General features: G+C 47.2%; 26 protein-coding genes and 1 riboswitch. Of the genes, 4 read left to right on the top strand and 22 right to left on the bottom strand.

What is annotated here, in order from left to right; translation table 11 throughout:
* Position 1: 1 nt before the first annotated feature.
* The 9 genes from liaF to metA form a co-directional block, all read right to left on the bottom strand.
* Positions 2–1,015 carry a cell wall-active antibiotics response protein LiaF gene (gene liaF / locus ABD014_RS07260; protein ID WP_343859257.1) on the bottom strand — a complete coding sequence of 338 codons (1,014 nt, stop codon included), beginning with the start codon at positions 1,013–1,015 and terminating at the stop codon, positions 2–4.
* Between the two features lie 260 nt (positions 1,016–1,275).
* A complete protein-coding gene (locus ABD014_RS07255; RefSeq protein ID WP_343859255.1) occupies positions 1,276–1,431 on the bottom strand; it encodes a hypothetical protein in 156 nt (51 codons plus the stop codon).
* 180 nt (positions 1,432–1,611) lie between these two features.
* The gene (locus tag ABD014_RS07250; protein WP_343859253.1) at positions 1,612–2,355 is read right to left on the bottom strand and encodes a 3D domain-containing protein; all 744 of its coding nucleotides are present in this window, start codon (positions 2,353–2,355) and stop codon (positions 1,612–1,614) included.
* A gap of 131 nt (positions 2,356–2,486) precedes the next feature.
* Complete coding sequence (thrS, locus tag ABD014_RS07245; protein ID WP_343859250.1) at positions 2,487–4,424, bottom strand: threonine--tRNA ligase; 1,938 nt, start codon at positions 4,422–4,424, stop codon at positions 2,487–2,489.
* A 467-nt stretch (positions 4,425–4,891) separates the two neighbouring features.
* Complete coding sequence (gene ytxC, locus ABD014_RS07240) at positions 4,892–5,809, bottom strand: sporulation protein YtxC (protein ID WP_343859248.1); 918 nt, start codon at positions 5,807–5,809, stop codon at positions 4,892–4,894.
* 154 nt (positions 5,810–5,963) lie between these two features.
* Positions 5,964–7,100, bottom strand: a complete 1,137-nt coding sequence (gene mqnC, locus ABD014_RS07235) for a cyclic dehypoxanthinyl futalosine synthase (protein WP_343859245.1) — start codon at positions 7,098–7,100, stop codon at positions 5,964–5,966.
* Between the two features lie 128 nt (positions 7,101–7,228).
* Positions 7,229–8,407 carry a trans-sulfuration enzyme family protein gene (locus tag ABD014_RS07230; protein ID WP_343859243.1) on the bottom strand — a complete coding sequence of 393 codons (1,179 nt, stop codon included), beginning with the start codon at positions 8,405–8,407 and terminating at the stop codon, positions 7,229–7,231.
* Entirely contained in the window at positions 8,400–9,584 is a 1,185-nt protein-coding gene (locus ABD014_RS07225) for an aminotransferase class I/II-fold pyridoxal phosphate-dependent enzyme (RefSeq protein ID WP_343859240.1), read from the bottom strand. Before ABD014_RS07225 ends, ABD014_RS07230 begins: the two co-directional genes overlap by 8 nt.
* A gap of 36 nt (positions 9,585–9,620) precedes the next feature.
* Positions 9,621–10,556: a homoserine O-acetyltransferase MetA gene (metA, locus tag ABD014_RS07220; protein WP_343859237.1), complete on the bottom strand. Its 936-nt coding sequence runs from the start codon at positions 10,554–10,556 to the stop codon at positions 9,621–9,623.
* Between the two features lie 272 nt (positions 10,557–10,828).
* Positions 10,829–10,950: riboswitch (SAM riboswitch) on the bottom strand.
* Between the two features lie 432 nt (positions 10,951–11,382).
* Here metA and corA point away from each other — a divergent pair.
* The gene (gene corA, locus ABD014_RS07215) at positions 11,383–12,318 is read left to right on the top strand and encodes a magnesium/cobalt transporter CorA (protein WP_127001542.1); all 936 of its coding nucleotides are present in this window, start codon (positions 11,383–11,385) and stop codon (positions 12,316–12,318) included.
* Positions 12,319–12,611: 293 nt separating this feature from the next.
* Here corA and ABD014_RS07210 read toward each other — a convergent pair whose 3' ends face one another.
* Positions 12,612–13,616 carry an HRDC domain-containing protein gene (locus tag ABD014_RS07210; protein WP_343859234.1) on the bottom strand — a complete coding sequence of 335 codons (1,005 nt, stop codon included), beginning with the start codon at positions 13,614–13,616 and terminating at the stop codon, positions 12,612–12,614.
* A 227-nt stretch (positions 13,617–13,843) separates the two neighbouring features.
* On the opposite strand from ABD014_RS07210, the gene ABD014_RS07205 reads away from it, so the two are divergent.
* Entirely contained in the window at positions 13,844–14,143 is a 300-nt protein-coding gene (locus ABD014_RS07205) for a DUF3055 domain-containing protein (protein WP_343859232.1), read from the top strand.
* A 41-nt stretch (positions 14,144–14,184) separates the two neighbouring features.
* Here ABD014_RS07205 and modB read toward each other — a convergent pair whose 3' ends face one another.
* From modB to ABD014_RS07150, 11 genes are all read right to left on the bottom strand, one after another.
* A complete protein-coding gene (gene modB / locus ABD014_RS07200) occupies positions 14,185–14,841 on the bottom strand; it encodes a molybdate ABC transporter permease subunit (protein WP_343859230.1) in 657 nt (218 codons plus the stop codon).
* An 8-nt stretch (positions 14,842–14,849) separates the two neighbouring features.
* Positions 14,850–15,716: a molybdate ABC transporter substrate-binding protein gene (gene modA / locus ABD014_RS07195; RefSeq protein WP_343859228.1), complete on the bottom strand. Its 867-nt coding sequence runs from the start codon at positions 15,714–15,716 to the stop codon at positions 14,850–14,852.
* 102 nt (positions 15,717–15,818) lie between these two features.
* Positions 15,819–16,709 carry a 5'-3' exonuclease gene (locus ABD014_RS07190; RefSeq protein ID WP_343859739.1) on the bottom strand — a complete coding sequence of 297 codons (891 nt, stop codon included), beginning with the start codon at positions 16,707–16,709 and terminating at the stop codon, positions 15,819–15,821.
* 25 nt (positions 16,710–16,734) lie between these two features.
* Positions 16,735–17,100, bottom strand: a complete 366-nt coding sequence (locus tag ABD014_RS07185; protein ID WP_343859226.1) for an arsenate reductase family protein — start codon at positions 17,098–17,100, stop codon at positions 16,735–16,737.
* Between the two features lie 40 nt (positions 17,101–17,140).
* Positions 17,141–18,091 (bottom strand): RluA family pseudouridine synthase, encoded by a 951-nt coding sequence (locus tag ABD014_RS07180; protein WP_343859224.1) that lies wholly within the window; start codon positions 18,089–18,091, stop codon positions 17,141–17,143.
* Entirely contained in the window at positions 18,088–18,657 is a 570-nt protein-coding gene (locus ABD014_RS07175; RefSeq protein ID WP_343859222.1) for a cob(I)yrinic acid a,c-diamide adenosyltransferase, read from the bottom strand. Before ABD014_RS07175 ends, ABD014_RS07180 begins: the two co-directional genes overlap by 4 nt.
* A 191-nt stretch (positions 18,658–18,848) precedes the next feature.
* Positions 18,849–19,040: an aspartyl-phosphate phosphatase Spo0E family protein gene (locus ABD014_RS07170; RefSeq protein WP_379338187.1), complete on the bottom strand. Its 192-nt coding sequence runs from the start codon at positions 19,038–19,040 to the stop codon at positions 18,849–18,851.
* A gap of 222 nt (positions 19,041–19,262) precedes the next feature.
* The gene (locus tag ABD014_RS07165; RefSeq protein ID WP_343859216.1) at positions 19,263–20,471 is read right to left on the bottom strand and encodes an aminotransferase class I/II-fold pyridoxal phosphate-dependent enzyme; all 1,209 of its coding nucleotides are present in this window, start codon (positions 20,469–20,471) and stop codon (positions 19,263–19,265) included.
* A gap of 13 nt (positions 20,472–20,484) precedes the next feature.
* Positions 20,485–20,985: an Lrp/AsnC family transcriptional regulator gene (locus ABD014_RS07160; RefSeq protein ID WP_127001558.1), complete on the bottom strand. Its 501-nt coding sequence runs from the start codon at positions 20,983–20,985 to the stop codon at positions 20,485–20,487.
* A gap of 222 nt (positions 20,986–21,207) precedes the next feature.
* A complete protein-coding gene (locus tag ABD014_RS07155) occupies positions 21,208–21,606 on the bottom strand; it encodes a spore coat protein (protein ID WP_343859212.1) in 399 nt (132 codons plus the stop codon).
* A 40-nt stretch (positions 21,607–21,646) separates the two neighbouring features.
* Positions 21,647–21,880: a hypothetical protein gene (locus ABD014_RS07150; RefSeq protein WP_343859209.1), complete on the bottom strand. Its 234-nt coding sequence runs from the start codon at positions 21,878–21,880 to the stop codon at positions 21,647–21,649.
* A 61-nt stretch (positions 21,881–21,941) separates the two neighbouring features.
* Between ABD014_RS07150 and ABD014_RS07145 the strand changes: the two genes are divergently transcribed.
* Together ABD014_RS07145 and ABD014_RS07140 are read left to right on the top strand one after the other, a co-directional pair.
* Positions 21,942–22,670, top strand: a complete 729-nt coding sequence (locus ABD014_RS07145) for an FAD-dependent oxidoreductase (RefSeq protein WP_343859206.1) — start codon at positions 21,942–21,944, stop codon at positions 22,668–22,670.
* Positions 22,586–23,248, top strand: coding sequence for an NAD(P)/FAD-dependent oxidoreductase (locus ABD014_RS07140; protein ID WP_343859736.1), 663 nt, complete (start codon positions 22,586–22,588; stop codon positions 23,246–23,248). The genes ABD014_RS07145 and ABD014_RS07140 overlap by 85 nt, the downstream gene beginning before the upstream one ends.
* A gap of 95 nt (positions 23,249–23,343) precedes the next feature.
* On the opposite strand, the gene ABD014_RS07135 is transcribed toward ABD014_RS07140, so the two are convergent.
* A complete protein-coding gene (locus tag ABD014_RS07135) occupies positions 23,344–23,871 on the bottom strand; it encodes a hypothetical protein (protein WP_343859203.1) in 528 nt (175 codons plus the stop codon).
* Positions 23,872–24,056 lie beyond the last annotated feature (185 nt).

The raw sequence follows: 24,056 nt of genomic DNA, 5'->3' as shown, positions 1-24,056 counted from the left end.
ATCAACCCACCATATTTACTTTAACATCCCCGATAAATACACTGATGATCAGCTTCACTTTCTTATTAGCTTCATTATAATATGGAGTCTGCGCCTTAATATTGCTCATGAAACCGCCCTGCTTCTGGGAGAAGACGGCCAGGTCGCCGATAAATGCACTCGACACAGCTACAACGGCGACATCCATATCGTCAGGCACAAAAATTTTCACGTCGCCAATAAATGCTGAAATGTTAATCTTCGTCTCACCGTAAGGAATCTGTGCCTTGGTTAAATCGATAATTGTATCTCCAATAAAATGGGATATGTTCATCGGCTGCAGCTGGAAATATTCTTGGCCCATATGAACATCGCCAACGAAGCCTGATTTGTTAAGCGTCTCCTTAGAACCAAAATCGTTGAACTTCTTCTGAAACTGCTCTTTCCAACCTGATTTGTTATTCATTCCCTCTGGATCGTAGGATCCATGCATTCCATTCCCCTGCTGCTTCATTTCAAATTGACTGTCGCCAAAATGATCGTAATCGAAGTTGCCCGGTCCCATTTTCTTCTCTTTCTTAGGCTTCTCCATCGCTTCAAAGATCGAGTCCAGCGATGATTCCATCTCCGAAATTGGCGGAACCGGCGGCTTCGGAGGTGCCGGAGGCGGGAACGGAGGCTGCTTGAACCTTGGAGAACGCGGCTTGAAGAGTAAATTAATACCGGCAATGATCAGTGCAAGCGGCACGAAGAACTTGAAGAACTGCCCGGGATCAACCTGTACCAAGTCTAAATTTCTGGCCAGGAAATAACCACCGATCACAATGAGAATTACACTGCCGATTAAGCTACCTCCACGTCTGTCTCCATTGGCGAAACTCGCGATACCGCCAAGAATAAGAAATACCGGCCAAAATGTTCCGAACAAATAGCCTATACTGATATTTGTATAGCCCAGCATATTCAATATAAAGATGCTGCCGATTGATATTAATACAAGCCCGCCGATCAAGCGACCTATGTAATTATGTTTCATTTTCGTTCCCTCCATCATACTCGTCATCTACTGTAACAACAGTGTACCGCATTTCAATGACAAGCAACAGCGGCGCGGGATGGAACATGCTATCGGTCTCGAGACCGAGTCGTTTTACTTTTTTTTACAGACTGAATCGAAACTTTACAAATGAATCCTTTAAGGCAGAACTTTATAGGAATTTTGAAGTAGCCAGCAGGGAATTACACAAAAAAGGGCAGCCCTAACGGGTGCCCTGTAAATCTCGTTGTATCGATCGGTTATTGTACGTGAGAGCCTTGTTTATGTTTGGCATTCTGAGAAACTTTTTTAGCAGTGGTTGTTGTCGTGTTCTCCTCAGCGAACTCGGCATTGAACTTTTCGTTAGGAGTCTTATAGCCAGGAGAAGCTGCTTTGTTTTTATTTTGATTTGGCACTGATTTCACCTCCCTTGCACTTTCGCGACAAGAAGTCTTTCTTATCGACTTAACAGTACGTCCTTTTAGAACGAACCATCCTTATTATGCAAGGTGCTCAGGGAAACTATGCACCTATAAATCAGGTTAAAACTACCTCATGAATCACTTCGTCATCAAAAGCGAATTTTTGAACTTCCTCTATACGGCTTTGTTCCAGAGGTCTTCGGGGATCTCCTTATTAACCTCCATCGCCTCGCCCAGTTCACGCAGCATAGCCTCCGTCAACTTGCCGTTTCCATTCCGGATGACCTGAACCTCAACTTCTTTCTTGCCCCATTCTTTATAGACCTGCTTGGTCGTCTTGAAATACAGATCAATCTTCTTGCCTTTGATCGCTGAGCCTTTATCTGCTACAACCCCATAGCCATAGCCAGGAATGTACAGAATCGTTCCAAGCGGGAACACCTTCAGATCCGCCGCAATCGTAGAGACTGTATTTTTATCGCGGCGTACCTTAACTCCTGAATACGTTATGCCATATTCCGGGTGGTTGGGTTTTTTACCTGTTGATTCATAACCTGCGGTATACCCCGTAGCCATCACCTTGACCGTCTTCACTTTCTTCTTAACCTGCTCCGTCTTCTCCGCCTTATCCACCTTTGGTTGTAGCGGCCTTTGCAAGGTATCCATTGACTTCGGAATCAGTACCGTTTGCTGCTGGACAACTGGATTTCCAGGCGATTCCTGCTTTGATTGAGTCTCCAGTCGACGCATCATCTCGATATATTTCTTTTGTTCATAGTATGGATCTGCATACGATATATTCGTCACATTTGCCGATTTGGCCGCCGCAGGAATATGATCCAGTGAAATCCCGTGCAGAAGCAAGCCCGTCAAAATACTTACCAATACCATTCTTTGCCATAAAATAATTTGGCGCATACGAAAAACCTCCCCCTTATTCCAAGAGGTTCTCCATATGCGCCGCAATTTATACATTTAATTTTATAAAAGATATTGCTGCCGCCTCTCTCATCACTAGAAGTGACAAAGCGTGCCGACTATGTGGTTTATTAAATAGTGTGGTTGGCAATATCATTTTTCAAGGAAGCAAGTACATCATCCAATGGCTGCGCGCCCAAGTCCCCTTCACCGCGCTTGCGCACCGAGACTGTACCGCTATTCTTCTCGTTCTCACCGACAACGAACATGTATGGAATCTTCTCGAGCTGAGCTTCACGGATCTTATAGCCAAGCTTCTCATTGCGCAGATCACTCTCGGCACGAATGCCTCCAGCACGCAATTTATCCTCTACCTGACGTGCATATTCCTCGAAATGAGCCGAGACCGGAATGACCTTCGCTTGTACTGGAGACAGCCAAAGTGGCAAATTGCCAGCAAAGTTCTCAAGCAGGAACGCTGTAAACCGCTCCATTGTACCAAGAATACCGCGGTGCAGCACCACCGGACGATGCTTCGCTCCGTCTTCTCCGACATATTCCAGCTCGAAGCGCTCCGGCAGAAGGAAGTCGATCTGAACTGTGGACAGTGTCTCTTCCTTGCCCAGTGCGGTCTTGATCTGTACGTCCAGCTTCGGACCGTAGAATGCCGCTTCGCCTTCTGCTTCATAGAATGGCAAGCCTGCTTCTTCTACAACTTCGCGAAGCATACGCTGTGCTGTGTTCCACATTTCGTCATTCTGATAATACTTCTCTGTATCCTGTGGATCGCGATAGGACAGACGGAAGCGGTATTCACCGATACCGAAGTCACTATATACTTGCTTGATCAAGTCAAGCACACGAGAGAACTCGCTCTTGATCTGATCTAGGCGGCAGAAGATATGAGCATCATTCAGCGTCATCGAACGAACGCGGTGTAGACCTGTCAATGCGCCTGACATTTCATAACGGTGCTGCATGCCGAGCTCAGCGATACGGATCGGAAGATCACGGTAGCTGCGCATATCGCTCTTAAATACCATCATATGATGCGGACAGTTCATCGGACGAAGTACGAATTCCTCGTTATCGACTTGCATTCTTGGGAACATATCCTCTTCGTAGTGAGCCAAATGACCGGAAGTCTTGTACAGCTCTGTGCTACCGAGTACTGGAGTATAGACGTGTTGATAGCCGAGGCGTTCCTCAATATCAACAATATAGCGCTCAAGAGTACGGCGCAGAGTTGCCCCTTTTGGAAGCCAGATCGGCAGACCTTGTCCAACCAAATTGTTAAAGGTAAAGATGCTGAGTTCCTTACCAAGCTTACGGTGATCGCGTTTCTTCGCTTCTTCCAACATATGTAAGTGCTCATCAAGTTGGGCTTTCTTCACAAATGCTGTACCATAAATGCGCTGCAGCATCTTATTGTCGCTGTTACCGCGCCAGTAAGCGCCAGCCACACTGAGCAGCTTGAAGATTTTGATCTTGCCTGTGGAAGGTACGTGCGGCCCCCGGCACAAATCAGAAAATTCGCCTTGATCATAGATTGAGATAGTCTCGCCTTCCGGTAAATCACGAATCAATTCAAGCTTGTAAGGGTCACCCATTTCAGTGAAGATCGCAATCGCTTCCTCACGGCTTACTTCGCGGCGTGTTATCGGCAGGTTCTCGCCAATAATCCTCTCCATTTCCTTCTCAATCTTCTGCAGATCTTCAGGATTAAGCGGATGTTCCAGGTCCATATCATAGTAGAACCCGTCCTCAATAACAGGACCTACACCAAGCTTAACCTCTTTACCGCCGAATAACCGTTTTACGGCTTGAGCCATCAAGTGAGCGCAGCTGTGGCGCATAATTTCCAGACCATCCTGCGAATCCAGCGTAATGATCTCTATCTTCGCCCCGTCCTCCAGCTTCGTGTTCAGGTCAACGGCAACCCCATTCAATTTCCCAGCTACTGCATTTTTGCGAAGGCCGCTGCTAATCGACGCCGCTACATCTTCAAAAGTACTTCCTTCTGCATATTCCCGGACCGATCCGTCCGGCAAAGTAATCGATACTGCCACTTTCATTTCCTCCCTCTCATTGTTTGGCCGCCGGAAGCGGACATACAAAAAACACCCGTCCCGTAAAAGGGACGAGCGTAATTTACCCGTGGTTCCACCCTCATTCGGCTGTCTCAATCAACAACAAGACAAGCCCTTAATTAAGCATTGTGTAACGGTTATGAACCGGCTATTCCTAATACCGGATAACCGAGCAACAGCTGAATCAACTATAAGCCCGTTCTCCTATGGTTCGGAACAGCAGCTACAAAGGGGTAAACCAGAAACGAATCCGAAGGGAATTCCAGCCAAAGTTCCCTCTCTCTGTGCAGTTCAAAATCCGGTTCATATCTTTGTCATCGCTTTTAGAGGTAATTCAAAAAGTCACTTTTGACCGACTTTTTGAATCCATACTTAAATTAAAACTAATGTGTAAATTATATAGCGATCCTGTCCTACAGTCAAGGAAATGGGCTAGTTATGGCGGCTTAGGTGCACTGATCCCTCGATCTCTCCGATTGATGGAACATGGTGCATTGTGGGCATTGCGAGCAGATCTCCACCCGCTCTCCAAAAATCCGGCAGATTGTCGAGATCATCTGCATCTCCGGCCATGGCGTATGGATTAAAATGCGAACTGGTGCCAGGGAAATCAAAGAGCTGACAACGGCATTTTCCATCTCAAGCTCCTGATCGTCTATTCGTGCGACCATACCTCCACCGGCAGGAATATGGATCGACGTAAATTTCTCATCCAAAACAACGAATTCTTGATCCTTCTTGTGCATCAAATGGACGAGGGGAGTCAACGGCTCCTGAAAATGAACAAAATACTGGAGCAGGCCGATGAATTCTTCATACTGCTTATCAAGCAGGAGCTCATCCACCGCATAATCGATAATCTCATCCAGTTTGTCCCTATATTCCCTTAGCCGAAAAGCGATCAGACCGTCCAAATGCACAAAAGCGCTTTGCTGCAAATATTTTCTCAGTTCTTTCTTAATTAAGGACATCCGCGTCCGTCTGGCAGATAAACCTGCTTCATCCGTTCCAAGTAGGCGTAAACTCAGCTTCCAAACTGCTTCATAATCTTCAGCTGAAGCGAAGGAATATTTCCTGGATAGCATCGTGGACAGAATGCCCGCCTCCTTCACCTCAACTACATAACGTGCGATTCCCTCTGTTAACCGTTCATGTCCATCGCCCCATACCGGGTCTGGATACTTGTGTCCGTGTGAAGTCTCACCAGATATCCCAACAAGAACATCCATGATTTTTCCGTCTGTGGAGTAGCTGATTGCTGACTGGCCTGAGTCAATATACAGATCTTGTCCTGAGAAGCACTCTGAAAAGCGGGCACCCGAGTCTGTACCGTCAATATTGATCCGAATTGTAAAAAAATCCATGGACTTTCCCCCTTCCGCTTCCTCTCCACAAGTATATGGTGAGGAGAAAACGGATATACGGATCAAGCCCATGGAATGAAAGGTAGACTTTCCAATGTTACCTAGACCGGGTCAGGAGCAGGTTGGATTAACCTAACTGTCGCCTGGCTCCAGCCTAATTTTGCATTACAAAATCCCGTTCAACATGAGATTCCTTATCGAACACACGCAGAATATCATACTTCGTATTACGCTGTGCCGGGATTTTCCCTGCTTCACGAATAATGGAAAGAATCGCTTCAATATTTACTTTATACGTTGCACCTGCCGATGAGACAACATTCTCCTCAATCATCGTACTGCCGAAGTCGTTGCACCCATACTGCAGGGATAATTTACCTATCTCAGGCCCCATCGTAACCCATGAGGACTGTAGATTCTTAATATTATCAAGGACAATCCGGCTGATTGCTACTGTCTTCAGGTAAGCTTCCGGTGTTTGTCGCTCCTTCTTCAAGTTCGTGTTATCCGGCTGGAACGTCCAAGGGATAAAGGCCAGGAAGCCTTCCGAAGGATACTGATTCTGGATGCATTCATCCTGAGCTTCACGTACACGCATTAAATGGAGCGCACGCTCTTCCATGGATTCCCCAAATCCGATAACCATCGTTGCCGTCGTGTTCATTCCAATCTTGTGAGCGGTCTGCATCACATCCATCCAGTCTCTCCAGGAGCCCTTCAGACGGCTAATCTTCCGCCGTGTGCGGTCATCCAGAATCTCAGCGCCACCGCCCGGCAAGGAATCCAGGCCCGCAGCATGAATTTGCCGCAATACTTCCTCAAGCGAGAGGCCATCCGAGACTTCTTTCATTTTCATAATTTCCGCCGGAGAGAAGGAATGCATCGTAATGTCAGGGAAATGAGTTTTGATTTCTTTTAGAAGATCCGTATAATAGCTGAATGGCAGATTAGGATTGGTTCCGCCTTGCATCAAAATCTCCGTTCCACCAACATCAATGGTTTCCTGGATTTTATGCAGAATCGTCTCTGTTGGCAGAACATAGCCTTCTTCCGATCCAGGTCGACGATAAAATGCACAGAAACGGCAATAGACATCACAAATATTGGTGTAGTTCACGTTGCGTCCGATGACAAATGTCGTCAAAGGCTCAGGATGTTTGCGCTCCATCAGAATGTTCGCCACATGTCCCATCTTCTCAACTTCATCAGATTCGAACAAGGCGATCGTCTCTTCCAGATTAACGCGCTCTCCCTTAAGTGCTTTATCAAGTATATGATCAATAGCTGTCATACAGTGCCCTCCCTTACTTCAATATAAAACTATCACAAATGTAATTAATTATCAGATAAATTTATCCTAACACACTCAAGCCCATAAAAACAGCACCTGATTTAGCATCAGGTGCTAACGGGTGAATACTAGATCGTACTGCTGCTAAGAGCTTGTTCTAAATCAGCGATTAGGTCATCAATATCTTCTAGTCCGACCGAGAATCGCAGCAAACCATCTCCGATTCCACGTACCAGTCTAACTTCGCGCGGCATCGAAGCATGCGACATCATCGCCGGATAGGACAGGATACTCTCGACCGCGCCGAGACTCACTGCGACTAGTGGTAGCTTAACCTCGCTGAGCAACTTTTTCGCACGTTCTCCCGAGCCAACATCGAAGGAGACAACCGCGCCATACCCTGTCGATTGCTTCTCCTGAATTGCCCGTCCAGGATGCTTCTCTAGTCCCGGATAGTAGACTGCTTCGATATCATTTCGGCTCTGCAGCCAACCCGCCAGTTTGCGAGCGCTTATCTCACTGTGCGCCATTCGTGCACCTAGCGTCTTCATTCCTCTCATAAGCAACCACGAATCCTGCGCACCGAGCACAGTGCCAAGCCCGTTCTGCACATATTTTAGACGCTGGGCCAACTCCACGTCACGTGCAACAGCGAGCCCGGCCAGCACATCGCTGTGTCCGCCAAGAAATTTAGTCGCGCTATGCAGCACGATATCTACGCCAAGTTCAATAGGACGTTGATAATAAGGGGTCATAAACGTATTATCAACAATGCTGAGCAAGCCGTGCTCTCTAGCCCAAGCAGCAATCTCGGCCATATCGGTAATTTTCAGCGTCGGATTAGATGGTGTCTCCATATATACAGCTTTCGTATTTGGTCTCAAGGCCGCCTTCACTTGCTCCGGGTCAGTCATATCGACGAAGGTCGTCTCGATATTCATTCGGCTCAGCACATTCGATAACAGTCGATAAGTTCCTCCGTAGACGTCCTCAGTCACAATCAGATGATCTCCCGCCGAGAACAGCATGAAGGTCGTTGATATCGCGGCCATGCCGCTAGCGAAGGCAAAGCCATTCACACCGCCTTCTAATACCGCAATATAATCCTCCAAAGCCTGGCGCGTAGGATTCCCCGAGCGGCTATAATCGTATTCCGGAGGATTATAGATATCATGATGATGGAAGGTGGAAGCTTGATAGATCGGTACGCTCGAAGCTCCCGTACTTCGATCCACTTCGCCACCGAAGTGAATCAATTTAGTCTCAAACTTACGATCTTGTTCATCGCCCGAATGGAAGTTACTCATGAGTCTCTCCTCCTTCAACCTCGACTCTAGCTGCCTCCAAAGCCTGGCCCAAATCCCCGATCAGATCGCTAACATGCTCAATCCCTACCGAGAATCTTAGCAATCGATCATCAACGCCTACGGCTTCACGAATCTCAATCGGAATATCAGCATGGGTCTGCACCGCTGGATAAGTCATTAGCGATTCAACACCGCCGAGACTCTCCGCGAAGGCAATCAATTTAAGATGTCGCAGCACTGGCTCAACATAACGAGCGTCCGTCACTTTGAAGGAGAAGATGCCCGTATTGCCGCTGCTCTGCTGATTTTGAATTTCATAGCCTGGGTGGTCTGGTAGAGCTGGATAGAATACCTCCGCCACCTGTGGATGCTTCTGCAAATATTTAGCGATCGTCAGCGCATTGCTCTGGTGACGATCCATCCGCAGTGCCAACGTCTTCATACCTCTCATGAGTTGATAGCTATCAGACGGACTAAGCACAGCTCCCAAGGAATTGTGCAGGAAGAACATCTCGGCAGACAATTCCTCCCCCTTGGTCACAATAATTCCGGCCAAAACATCATTATGTCCGCCCAAATATTTTGTCGCGCTATGAACTACAATGTCTGCACCAAGCTCAAGCGGCCGCTGGAAATACGGCGTAAGCAGCGTATTATCGACGATGGTCAGCAATTGATGCTGCTTTGCCCAACTGCATACCTTTCCGATATCTGTCACCATCATCAATGGATTCGTCGGCGTCTCGATGAATACAGCCTTTGTATTCGGCTGACGTACGCTCTCCAGCTTATCCAGATCATTCGTGTCAACATAGGAGGCCGTTACTCCGAATTTCGTCAATATCCGTTCAAGCAGCCGATATGTACCCCCGTACAAATCAAGCGATACGATCAAATGGTCGCCTTGAGCGAACATCATAAACACCGTCTGTAGTGCCGCCATACCGGAGCTACAGGCAAACCCGGCATCTCCGCATTCCAATTCAGCCGCCGCTTGTTCGAGTACTGCCCGAGTCGGGCTCTTCGTACGCGCATAATCGAATCCCGTGCTCTGTCCGAGCCGTGGATGACGAAACGCCGTTGCTTGGTATATAGGATAATTAACCGCTCCCGTCACCGGTTCCTCTACTGAGCCGATTTGTGCCAGCTTACTCTCAATATGCCACTTCTTATCCATGCCAATCTTTCCTCTCATCATTTTTTCATCTCAGAATTAAATCTCATATGTGAAATCTTTCGCCTCATCAATGTCATAAGGTGTCTCTTGATACACATAGTAATTGAGCCAATTGGAGAATAATAAGTTTGCATGCGATCTCCAGGTAGACACCGGCGTCTTGGATGGATCATCATTTGGATAGTAGTGAAGCGGCAGATCAATTTCGAGCCCTTTGGCAACATCGCGATCATATTCCCATTTCAAAGAGTCCGGGTCATATTCAGAATGACCAGTTACGAAGATCTGCTTGCCATCCTTGGTGGCTACGAGATAAATACCTGCCTCCTCGGATTCCGCAAGAACTTCCAATTCATCTCTAGCTTCAATATCTGCGCGTAATACATCGGTATGACGGGAATGTGGCACCTGGAACACTTCATCGAAGCCGCGCAGCAGCTTCACATGAGGCTTATTCACCGTATGAGGAAACACGCCGAAGCATTTCTGGTCCAGAGGTATTTTGCGCACGCCATAATGATGATACAAACCGGCTTGTGAAGCCCAACATATATGCAGGGTCGAAGTAACATGGGTCTTGCTCCAATCGAATATCTCCTGCAATTCCTTCCAGTAGTTCACTTCTTCGAATTCGAGCTGTTCGACCGGAGCACCTGTAATAATCAAACCGTCAAAGCGGCGATGCCTGATTTCATCAAAAGTTTTATAGAACATTTCCAAATGCTCCGCCGATGTATTCTTCGATGTATGGGAGCTTGGATGCAAGAGCACGATATCGACTTGTAACGGTGTATTTCCCAGCAAGCGTAGTATTTGTGTCTCCGTTGTTTCTTTTGTTGGCATAAGATTTAGTATCGCAATGCGGAGTGGCCGAATATCCTGACGATATGCCCGACTTTCATCCATCACAAAAATGTTCTCTTGATTCAGTACTTCCTTGGCCGGCAAATAATCCGGGATCTTGATTGGCATAATGTTCCCACTCCTCATTTCATGGATTTGAATACAAATCATCTGTCATCTCAAAGAGGAAATTCAAAAATCCCGCTTTTGATCACGAAGTGGATCAAGAAGTAAATCGGCATCGAATCTTGAATTCAGCCGGGCGCAGACCCTAGCTTCATCCAATCTTCTCGGTGCTGAAAATCGGTCTTTTTTGAACTCACTTAATAGCTGGAGATACAAACAAATGGCCTCACTCGTATAAATCGAGAAAGGCCATTGATATCTGACTGAATATACCTCTCTCATCTCTCAGAGATCATGCGCCGATATGGCATCTGATCCTGCAAGAATTAGCACCGTGCAAAATTCGCCGGTTGCCGGGTATCATCGGGCTAGTCCCTCCACCTACTCTTGATAAGAAAAAATGTATTTTGTATTCATTTGTTTTAAATTTGAATTTACTGATCTCATTATACATCATTTCTGCATTTTCACAAGACTTTCATTTCTTTCAGTTTATTAAGCCTCTAACCCGGCCCCGGAAATGAACTTTTGTCTTGAAACATTTAATGGCACAGCGTTATACTAGACAAGTGTTTTAAAATCAGGAGCAAAGAGGTGGAAAATCCGAGATGGAAGGCGACCCGAGTCCGCAGAGTTATAAGATACAACCGCATAGGAAAAACGGTCAGCAGGCGACCTGTGGAATTAGCGCGGGCACTTTCTTGTCACGGAGCTATATGTAGTGGCGCCTCTTTCGCATGTCTGCCTCGACTGACGCTGTCTTTTCCTGTGCTCGACCTTAAAGAGAGCATACCTGACGTAATAGCCAGGAAGAGGGAGTGAACTTAATATGAAAATTCGTCATGTCAAGGAAGGTGTATTCACACCAATAGAGGACGTGGAAATTACGACAACCCCTCCAGAGGAAGGGTTCTATTGGATTGATGCAGATGCCGAAGATCTCGCTCTGCTTCAGCCTCTATTCTCATTGCATGATCTGGCAGTGGAAGACTGCCTGTCTGAAGAAGAACAGCGGCCAAAGATTGAAACCTATGAGAATCACTATTTCATCGTTGTGAACAGTATCCGTTACGATGATGAGGAAATTTTCCTGCGTGCACTGAATGTTTTTCTTGGACGGCATTATATCATTACAGTTACCAAGCAGAAAATCAATGAACTTCGCGCGGTCAAGCCGCTTCTATGGGAGCAGGAGGTTAGTTCGCCAGACTGGTTCCTCTATCTGCTGATCGACCTTGTGGTTGACAACTACTTTACTGTCGGCGACCGGATTGAAGTGAAGATTGAGAATTTGGAAGAAGATATACTGATGCATACGAAGCGCTCGCACCTGAATGAAATTATCGGTCTGCGAAGCGAAATACTATGGCTGAAGAAAGTCCTTGGCCCACAAAAAGAAGTTATCAACATTTTAAATAAAAAGGATTTGCGCTTGATCGATGATCAATTGCAAAAATACTTTAGCGATATATATGAGAACGCGGTAAAAATCGCCGAAAACTTTGATACGTTCCGCGAATTGGTTGGAAACTTAAGAGAAGCCTATCAGGCTTCGATCGCCAACCGGGCGAACGAAATCATGCGCGTGTTTACGGCAATTACGACGATCTTTATCCCCTTAACCCTAATAACGGGTATTTACGGAATGAACTTCGACAATATGCCTGAGCTGCATTGGAGATACAGCTACTATGTTGTCCTTGGCATTATGGCCATACTTGGGGCTGGGATGTTCTATCTCTTCCGCAAGCGGGACTGGATTTGAACAGATAACGAGGAATATTCACCATCGGGTCTCCCCTTGATGAATATTCCTCGTTTTTTATACAAAAAGTTGTACAAAAAGTCCCCCTTTGATCACGAAGTAACACTGAAAGTTTATTCGACATCGAATCTTGAATTCAGCCGGGCCTTCCGGTGCTCACGTACACACTACAAGTAAATGCTTCCGAGGTCGTTTTCTACGAAAACGTGTAGCTCCGCTCCTCACGCCCTAGCTTCATCCAACCTTCTCGGCGCTGAAAGTCTGACTTTTTGTACTCTCGCTAATAGACACCTCTATACCGCTTTCCGAACCGAACCCGCATTGCGTCTGAAAGAGAGACGAATTAGTCTTAGACGCTCATATAGCAGATCCACTTGACTGTTCTCTGTTGCCTCTAATCCAAATACACGCAATAACACCGGCTTAAGGAGATTATCACCTAGCTCTTCGAACGCTTGCCATACTGCAGCTTGCTCTTGCTCAGGCATACTCTGAAGCTCTAGCTTGATCAGATCATCCAGCTGATAGCCGTCCTTCTCCAGACTCTCAAGCAGTTCTAACGCCTCCCTGCGTTCGAGTCCGCTATGAAGACAGATATCGCTGATATTCTGTCCTTCTGCCAAGCATTCCAGCACTTTGCGACGCAGGCTGAACTTCTCCATCTCAGCACGGTATTTAGCCTCCTTCTGCTTGTACACCCAGGATCGGAATACTTCATCATCAATCCTCTCCTCCACCCAATTGAGCGGGAATGCTCGAGGTTGTTCACGAACCATCGACAGCTCTACTAGTTCGGCTCCATATTCATTCGCTTTATTCTCGCCAACACCAGGTAGCTGTAATAATTCTTCCTTGCTATGCGGACAAAATACACTAATCAGCTTAAGCAGACGATTGCTGGCAATCAAATAAGGAGCTTTGCGTTCCAGGGACGCCTTCCTTCTACGCCAAGAGACAAGTTCAGCATAAAATTCCTCATTAGGGTGCAGCTCACTGTAACAGATCAGCCTCTGTGCGGCCATTCCCCGACCCTGCGCAAGTTCCCGCTCATCCCATATGCCATCGATAATGGGCCTGAAGCCTTCACTCAACTTGGCAGCCAGACGATGACGATAGACGAGCAGCATTTCCGACCACGATGCCCCTTCGAACCAGATCGTCTCCCGCTGACCTTCCTGCTCCAACTCATTCCAGCCCATATACCATATACCTTCATCTTCGCCAATCCAAATCTGTGCCTCAACAGTCCTGTCCTCCTGCGTCCTTCTCTCCAAGCTGTTCAAAAATACGATCCGCATCCTTCTATTTCGCCTCCTCTATGTTTTCAGCAACGCTGTAGGGCGCTACAACGACAAAAAGCACCTCCCCTGCGATAAGCAAGAGAGGTGCTTCCCCTAGACGTATACTGTTATTCCTAATTGTACCATTTTCTAAAGTGCTGTCAACGATAAATGCTGTTTTCCCACAAAAGCCGTTTTTTCAGATATAATGACAAAAGACATTGCATTTTAAGGAGGGCTATACTATGACTGGCTCAATTGATCTTGATTTCTTATCCGACAGCACTGAGAGCACTTCAACAAGATTTGTAACCTTCATCGGACATTCATTGAAGCGCTTTGATCTCGCTGTAACGACAACGAACCGTTTCTACGGCAAGAAGCTTGTCACCGATTTACAAAATGGACGTACGGCCATCCTTGGTACCGACGACCTCGAAGAGGAAGGCTACCTAGAGCACCTCTTCTCTCTCGAAGAGCAAGAAGGCGAGGAAATGCGCAGTTTCCTGTATCAAGTCGTAGGAGACCCTTATTTTACGGATTAAGCAACGAACAAATGTCACGCTTATAAATAATAGGCCCCCATTCATTCTGAACGGGGGCTGGTGACTGCAAGCAATGCGAAGGAAATTAATATCATCAAGCCTGCCCAGAGCCAGGCCGAGTTCATATCCCCGGATTCTACCGCCATATAAATCGCCGTTGGCAGCGTCTGTGTTCTACCTGGTATATTGCCGGCGATCATCAGCGTCGCCCCGAATTCCCCCAGCGCCCTGGCAAATCCTAAAATGAATGCTGTCATAAGTGAACGATAGGCAAGCGGAATCTCCACAAGCCATAGCAACCTCCATTCCGAGGCACCAAGTGAACGTCCGGCCTCAAGCAGATCGCGATCAATGGAGGCGAAGCCCGCCTTGGCCGCCTGATAAGCGAGTGGGAAAGCGACGACCGTTGCCGCCAACACAGCGGCTCCCCATGTGAACACAATCGGCATCCCACTGAGGAACTCAAACGCTCTCCCGATCCATCCACGGCGTCCAAATACAATGAGCAGCAAAAATCCCACAACTGTTGGAGGTAGCACCATAGGCAGCATGAAGACCGTTTCCAGCACCAGTCTGCCTCTAAACTTCCTGCCCCCTAAGCGCCATGCGGCGAAGCCGGCAAGTCCAAAAGCTAGTACGCCAGAGAGCAGCGCTACCTTTAAAGATAATAGTACCGGAGTAAGAATATCACTGGTCATGGGCCAGCCTACTCCGCAAGAACGAAGCCATATTTGACAAAAGTATCCCGAGCTGACGCGCCCTGAAGGAATTGCAGGAAGAACTCAGCTTCTTCCTTATGCTTCGTTGCAGCAACGATCCCAGCAGGATAGACGATCGGCTGGTGGTAAGAATCCTCGACAGCAAATGCAGTTTTTACTTTATTGGAAGACTTGGCATCGCTCAAATAGACAAGCCCGGCATCGGCATTTCCAGATTCGATATAAGTGAGTACCTGGGTTACATCCTTCGTAAACACCATTTTAGAAGAGAGTTTATCCCACAGTTGCCCATGCTCCAGCGATTCCTTGGCATACATTCCTGCAGGGACTACCTCGGGTTCACCAAGTGCGATCGTCTTGATCCCCTCATGCTCCAGACCACTTAAGTTCTCAGGTACAGCTTCGGCATCGTCAGGCACAATGACAACCAGACTATTCTTTAACAGATTAAAGCTCTGCTTCTCGGTTATATGTCCTGATTCAATCAAGGCGTTCATCTGCTTCTGTCCAGCTGACAGGAATATGTCTGCAGGTGCACCTTGCTCGATCTGCTTCTGCAGAGACCCGGAGGCACCGTAATTATAAACGACGGTTATCCCCTTATGTTCCTGCTCGAACTGAGGTGTCAACTCATCGAGACTATCCTTCAAGCTTGCTGCTGCAGATACGATCAGGGTAACAGGTTCCGTAGATCCCCTTTCCCCTGCCCCACTGCCCGAATTATTTGTGGTAGCTGAGCCAGGAGAACTGCAAGAAACCAACAATAAAGCGCTAAGCAGCAATAGTCCCAACCAACCCAATAATCGACCTTTTTTATGTAATATAGATACTTTATTTGCAGCCACTTTTAACATTTTCATCCCCCAATCAGGCATTCTCTATTTATTATAAAGGACCGCTACCCTCATGAGACTAACTTTTGAGAGAACGGCCCTTATTCGAACCTATAATTATGTCTATCTTGCTACCGCCAATCCCATCCATGAAGAGACGCTCGCCATTTCGAGCTCTTCAAATTTGGATACCACAAGCGCCGGGTTCAACTCGAAGCAGCAACCCTCAAGCGTACACTCCAATTCTACGTCACAGCGGATCTCGGCAAGCTGTCTTGAGAGATGGAGCATATCCAGATCATTCTCGATTTTCGTGCGAACCGACTTGGACAGCCCGTCCAGATTAGCCAAAATACCGTCCACAGAGCCATATTCCTGAACCAACTTCATCGCTGTCTTCTCGCCGATTCCGCGAACACCAGGATAATTGTCGCTCGGGTCGCCCATCAAGCCTTTCATATCGATAATCTGAGCCGGTCGTAACTGCTTCTCCTCCATCAGACTCTCCGGCGTATATACCATATAATTGCCATGGCCTTTTTTCATTATGATTACGCTGGTTCGGTCAGTCACAAGTTGAAGCATATCATGATCACCAGTCAGGACGAACACTTCCATGTCCTCGCTGAATTTGACGGAGAGCGATCCGATGCAGTCATCCGCCTCAAACCCAGGCGAACTGATATTAGGAATACCCAGGCTATCCATTACTTCACGAATCACACTGAACTGTGGTATTAGTTCGTCAGGGGCATCTGAACGGTTGCCTTTGTAGGCCGAGAACTGCTCGGTACGAAAAGTCTTGCTACCCAGATCCCAGCAACAAGCTATATGGGTCGGTCCGAACTTCTGCACGGCATCCCAGAAATAACGCATAAATCCATAGACGGCATTGGTCGGCAGCCCCTCCTTGGTACGCCGAATATATCCGGTTGCAGCCGAAGCATAGAAAGCCCGGAACATCAATGCCATTCCATCAACTAACAATAAACGCTGTTTTGTTTGTTCCATAATCGTAAATAAGCTCCCCTATTAAAATCTATTTGTCTCCCCACGACTGCTCATAGCTATCCTCTTTAAAGCCTACGGTAACTTTATGTCCGTTCGTCACAAGCGGCCGTTTAATCAGCATACCATTAGAGACGAGCAACTGGATCGCCTCTTCGCGTGACAAACCTGGCAACTTGTCCTTAAGCCCTAGTTCTTTATATACCTCACCGCTCGTATTGAAGAACTTCTTAAGCTCAAGCTCGCTGCGGTCGATCATCTCTGACATTTGTTCACTTGAAGGAGTTGTCTCCTTCAGATTGTGCAGCTCCAGCTGATGGCCATGCTCCTCCAGCCATTTAACCGCTTTGCGGCATGTACCGCATTTAGGATAGTGATAAACTGTAAGTGTACTCATAGTATCGTTCCTCTCTAAAAGGTTGTTCAAAAAGTCCACTCTAATTCAACCTTTTCTGTAAATGAGCCATATCTGCAGGCAACGAAGCAGAGAATACCATCTGTTCGCCCGTTAATGGATGAATGAATCCAAGCTCAGCGGCATGAAGCGCCTGGCGATCAATAAGAGTATCCAGTGCATTCATGCTTGTCTGCTCCTGCTCATCAAGCTCGTCGAAGCCTAAGTAACGATACATCTTGTCGCCAATCAGCGGGTGACCGATTGAGGTCATATGAACGCGGATTTGATGCGTTCTCCCAGTCTCCAGCCTAAGTTCCACAAGAGCCCCTTGTCCATAGCAAGCCTTTACCTCATAATGAGTCAGGGCAGGATAGCCATCCGCTGTCACGATACGGCGATGCAGCTCCTGTGGGTCACGATCAATAGGACTGTCAATCGAGGCGCTCACAGGCTGCGGACAACCGTGAACGAGAGCGATGTATTTCTTGGTTACTTGCCCCGCTATAAGCTGCTCCGAAATATGCTGATGGATATAGGCATTCTTGGCGATCGCAATAATCCCGCTCGTCTCCTGATCCAGACGGTGCACCGGACGAAACCGGTACTTCTCGCCTTTGGCCTGCCAGTAGTGTACAACCCCGTTGGCCAGCGTGTTCATATAATGACCATGAGTTGGATGAACGATGATCCCTGGTTCCTTGTTGACGATCAGCAGTGCGTTATCCTCATACACGATATCGAATGGAATCGGCTGTGGCAAAATATCCTCTGACATCTCCTGCTCCAATGAGATGGATACGATATCGCCCGCTCTTACTGGCACACTGATGTACACTCGCTCCCCGTTCAACATTACACCGCGCTCCGTCAACTTGATTCGTGACAGCAGCTTCCGCGATACGCCTAAGCGCCGCTGTAACACCGTCTTTACCAGCCAACCTTCCTCTAACTCTGTTACTTGATAAGTAATCGGTTCATAGTAGTCTGTCATGATTTATTGCCGAACACCTTCCGACTGCGCAAGTATTCTATATCGGGAACCGCCAGACGAGCGTTGGCTGTCCTGGCCACTGTGAAGAAGAAGTCAGATAACCTATTGATGTATTTCAGAGCGTCCTCGTTAATTTCCGTCTTATGACTCAGTGTCACTACGCGGCGTTCAGCGCGGCGGCAGACTGTACGACAGACGTGAAGAACAGCTGCCAGTTGGGAACCGCCAGGCAGAATGAAGCGCTCAAGCTTAGGATTTTCCTGTTCATAGCGGTCTACCCACTGCTCCAATCTCTCCCATAGCTCAGACGTTACCTTGTATTTGCTCTCTTTGATCTTGACGTAAGCCAGATCGGAGCCACAATCGAACAACTCCTGTTGAATCTGCAGAAGATCCTCTCGCAGGTCGGCAAATTTCTCTCCTTCCGCAAGGCTCGCAGCCTGCCCAACAAAGGAGTTCAATTCATCTATCGTGCCGTAAGCTTCTACTCTCTCATCATCTTTATATACTCTTCCGCCGATCACTGAGGTCTGCCCCTGATCACCAGTACGTGTGTAAATCGTCATTAGAGAAACTCCCCCTATCCTTAGAAATCGATATTTCCAATATACCATAAAACGATGCTGAGGGCTTTTCCATATGATTACTAGGCTTCTTCAACTTTATGTAGCCCTCTCGATAACTTGAATCACATAAAAAAAGAAGATCTGTAAAAGATCCTCTTCAATCGACTGAACTCCGTCAGGTCGCTAATTGATTATTGTTTCTTACTCCGCTTCTTCATAAATTCATTAATCTTCAGATCCAGCAAACGGCTGATTTCGATTACAATATCCGAGGTAAAAGACTTCTCTTGCAAGAACATCTTCTCCATTCTATTACGAAGTATATGAATTTCATCCTCCAAGGTCACTGCTTGTGGTGAAGTCTTACGGCTCGCTTCTACCATCCACTTGTTTGATTCATTGTCTTCAGCGATCAATAGCCCCGACATATCATATACTAGATTGTATTCACCACAACCCAAAAGTTATCCCTCCCTGAGAAACTATAACCTTCCTCCGAAAACATATTATACCATATTAATTGGACAATGATCAATTAATAAATGAAAGAAATGTTAAATAGAACCATTTTCCCGGGTGAATAGTTCATGGGCACAGCGCCAGCCTTAGCCTTGCTTCAGCTTATGGACGAATTGGCCCATTCGATGTAGTGCTTCGTTAAGTTGACTGACCGATGTCGCATAGGAACAACGTAGGAAACCTTCTCCGCCACCGCCAAAAGCGTTCCCAGGTACAGCTGCTACCTTAGCTTCCATAAGCAATCTCTGCGAGAACTCCTCGGAGCTAAGTCCGGTCGATTGGATACTTGGGAAGGCGTAGAATGCCCCTTGAGGATCATGGCAGGACAAGCCGATATCTCGTAGTCCCTGTACGATCAGGCGTCTTCTCTGGTTATACGATTCTACCATATGATCCTTCTCCCCAAGGCCGTTCTTCAGAGCCTCGAGCGCAGCCACTTGGCCCATAACAGGAGCACACATCACGGTATATTGATGGATCTTCAGCATTGCGTAGATCAGGTCAGGATGTCCGCATACATACCCCATGCGCCAGCCTGTCATGGCAAAGGCCTTGGAGAAACCGTTGACAAGTAAGGTACGGTCCTTCATACCAGGGATCGAAGCGAAGCTGACATGCTTGTAATCGTAAGTCAATTCCGAATAGATCTCGTCGGCGATGACGATCAGATCATTCTCTTCCACCACTTTGGCTATTGGAAGCCAATCCTCATAGGTCATAATACCGCCTGTAGGATTGCTTGGATAATTTAAAATTAATATTTTGGACTTCGGCGTAATCTTAGCTTGCAAATGCTCAGCCTTCAGCTTGAAGCTGTCCTTAGCAAAAGTCTCGACTTCGACCGGTACTCCTCCGCCAATTGAAGTAATTGGGGAATAGGAGATATAACAAGGAACCGGCACGAGAACCTCATCCCCTGGCTCGATCAGAGCTCTAAGTGCAAGATCGATCGCTTCGCTCCCGCCCACAGTAACGATCATTTCATCCTTGGGATCGTATTTCAGATCATAGCTATTATATAGGTACTCCGCAATGGCCTCGCGAAGCTCAGGCATACCTGCATTGGATGTGTAGCTCGTAAACCCACGCTCCAGCGAATATACACACGCTTCTCGTACATGCCAAGGAGTTATAAAATCCGGCTCACCGACACCTAGAGTAATAATATCCTTATTGCCACTCACCAAATCAAAAAAACGACGAATACCCGAAGGCTGTATCTCCCTTACGACGGGGGACAGATAAGATGTCATCGATTTGCTATTGTTCTCTACATCCTGTGAATTTACACTCATATTATTACTTCCTTTACGGAGATATCAAAAGTCTGCGATCCTCTTCAGGATCTTCAAAAATAATGCCATCCTGCTTATACTTCTTCAAAATAAAATGCGTCTTGGTAGATAGTACGGACTCAAGTGTAGACAGCTTGTCGGATACAAAGCTTGCCACTTCCTTCAGGTTGCGGCCCTCCACCTCAACCAACAGATCGTATGCACCGGACATCAGATAGACACTCATTACTTGCGGGAACAAATAAATGCGCTCGGCGATCGTCTCAAACCCTCTTCCGCGCTCAGGCGTAATTTGTACCTCGATTAACGCCGTCACCTTCTCATCGTCCAGCTTGCTGGAATTAACTACCGTGGCGTACTTCACGATCACGTTATCCTCTTCCAATTCCGCGATCGCCTCCGCAATCTCCTCAGGAGTCGCGCCGAGCAATGTCGCCAGCAAATTAGGGTCACGCCTCGCATCCTCTTTCAGAAGATCCAGCACTTTCAGCTTAAGCTCGCTTATTTGTCTCATCCTTCATCCTCCAGCGCTGTTCCGGCAAATGTCAGGGTGGTAGATCGTGTGCATTCTCCACGCGCCGCCTGCCGAAAACTAAATTTAATACTAATATTACATGAATTTCATGCGTCTGCAAAGAAAAACCGTCCGCCATAAGGATGAGTTCTCCCCTGGACGGACGGTCGCTGAACTATAGCCGGTAAGCCGAACTAGTCGCTTCTCCAGCCGTTTGAACGGTTAGGTTAAGTATGGATTCTGTACGTTCGAAGTGTGATTCGGCACATTGCTCTGATGGTAGAAAGCACCGGATTGCATACCGTGCTGCTGGGCCATCTGATGCGTCTGTTGATGATCCTGCTGCGCAGTCTGAATCTCCTTATCAATCATTTGGCGTGGTGCTGGAGAAGGCGTGGTATACATTTGATTCTGCTCCATCACCTGAAACAATTCACCCTGTAAACGCAGCGTGCTGTTAGTCAGATCCGTGAACATGCGTCTGACAACAGGACATGCCGATTCTGTCGTCGCCGTTGTGTATTCCCGCGCCGTTCTCTTCAGATCGGACAGCATAACATTCAGGTAATCGGACTCGGTCAACATTTGCTGACTTTGCGATTGATTCTGTTGTTGATTCATCTTTTCTATCCTCCTAGATGTTTAATAAATAAAAGTTGATTTAATGACTTTGCGTCGGAGCCATTTGTTGGTGCTGCTTCAGCATTTCAATCATCTGATGCGTATGCTGCTCATGAACCTGTAGATGCTGATCGATGACCTGGCTGATTTGCGTGTTGGCCGATACGCTTCTTGCTGCTGCGCACAGCTTGATAAGCATATTCTCATTGGACAGTGAATCGGAGATGTAGTCCAATTCCTTACCTGAGATAGGCTTCATTTGCATATTGTTCATGCCTATTCCTCCTGATTTTTGATTCAATTCTTGCCTATTATGCTCCCACAAGCGGTTTTTTATGATGTTTCTAATTGGACATACTAACGACATTCTCGTGAACAACAGCGACCTTATACCTCTAAAGGAGTGGCTTATTTTGAAGCTGCATTCCGGTCATTATTACTGGCCCACCGTATCTCCCAAGCCTAACAAGTATCCCATTTTAAACTCAGATATCTCCTGCAATGTATTAGTTGTCGGAGGCGGGGTGAGCGGAGCAATAACTGCATTTCTTTTAACCCAAAGGAACATCGATACTGTTCTGGTTGAAAGTCATCAAATCGCCTCCGGCAGTTCCCTGGTAAATACCGGCCTGCTCCAATTCTCCAATGACAAGACGTTAACTTCCCTGATCCATACGTTCGGCGAGCAGATGGCTGTTCATTTCTACCGGCTCTGCCGTGATGCTATCCAGCATTTAATCCATCTTAGTCAGGAATTTCCCGAAGATGCCCGGCTGATTCCCCGCAGTAGCTTATATTTCGCTAGCACTACTGAAGACGCCGACATGCTCAGAGAGGAGCATAGCACGCTGCAGCGCTACGGGTTTGATGGGTCGTGGTGGAATGAAGACCAGATCTCCACTAATTTTCCATTCAAAAAACCCGCTGCCATCTTAACCAAGGGGACGCCGAGGTCAACCCTTATGCCCTCGTTCATAGTCTGGTCGAACATTCAGTTCAGCAGGGAGCACGAGTCTATGAAGAATCCCCGATCAGCGGCTGTGAATTTACCCAAGACCAGGTGATCTGCCGATGCGGGCAGTCACAGATTACAGCCAAGCATGTTATTTTTGCGACCGGATACGAGACGCAGCAATACAAGCGTGAGAGAGGTGCTGAATTAACAAGTTCTTATGTCATCGTTACTGAACCGCTCAAGGACTTGCAGGATTGGTATGAGCAATGCCTGATCTGGGAGACAGCCCGTCCATATCACTATCTCCGAACAACCCGAGACGGAAGGATTATAGCCGGAGGCTTAGATGAACCCTTACCTGGAGGTCGGCTTGTAGAAGGGCGCTATCTAGCCAAGAGCAAGCAGTTGCTTGATTATGTACATCAAATGTTCCCGCGATCCACTGCACTCCAGGCGGAGTACAGCTGGGGCGCTGTATTCGGGCATACTCATGACGGGCTTCCTTATATCGGGACCCACCCTGATTATCCGCACTGTTATTTTCTCGAAGGGTATGGCGGCAATGGTACGGCATGCAGCACGATCGCCGCGGAGATGATTACGGATATTATCAGCGGAGTTGAACGACCTGACATACAGATGTTCTCTTTAACACGATCCCCCCATCCTCCCCCTAAACATCATTAGACCCCGGATTGGTAATCAGCATAACCGTAACCCAATAAATAAGAAGGAGCTATCCTAAAAGTACTACTAGGGATAGCTCCTTCTTATGCCAACTATTATTCTTCTTCAGTCACTGTACGGATGAGATGCATTCTCTCATCTTCTGTTAGGAAATGACTCACATGAAAACAAGCCGAGCAAATATATATATCTAGCTTGGCCGCCTTCTGCACTAACGGCCTCGTAAGTCCGGCCGGAACTGCGGGGACGAAGCTGTCCGGTAATGATTGGCTGCCAGCAAATAGCATGTACTCACGGCAATGAGGGCACTCAGGTACCTCTTCCTGTCCATCCAGTACTCTCTCCACTCCAGAGTCATAAGCCAGCAAATCCCCGCCTGCCTTGGCAAATGTCTCTACTCTGCGAATCGCATCGAGATGCCCGCTCTCTTCATGTTCCCAAAAAACCTTCTGATCCTCATCCTCGTCGTACTCGTTCTCTTCATCCTCAATTTCATCAATCCCAATATTCAGAGTACGGTAACCCTTCAACTCATTGTTACAATAAGGGCAGTACTCCTCGGGCCCTATTTCTTCATCCCATACAATTTCTGTCTGGCACCATGGACAAATCGTCGTCTCCATCGTCCCCATCCTTTCTTTAATCCAACTTTGATCACGAAGTAGTACTGGTAGCTTAATCGGCATCGAATCTTGAATTCAGCCGGGCCTAAAGCAGATGCTTACGAAGTCATGTTTCCTACGGAAACATCTTAGGTGCTCACGTACAAACTACAAGTAAATGCTTCCGAGGTCATTTTCTACGAAAA

The organism is Paenibacillus motobuensis, from assembly GCF_039521865.1.
GTDB classification, from domain to species: Bacteria; Bacillota; Bacilli; order Paenibacillales; family Paenibacillaceae; genus Fontibacillus; species Fontibacillus motobuensis.
Note: the sequence above shows the minus strand (reverse complement) of the source record. Positions and strands in the feature narration are given on the sequence as shown.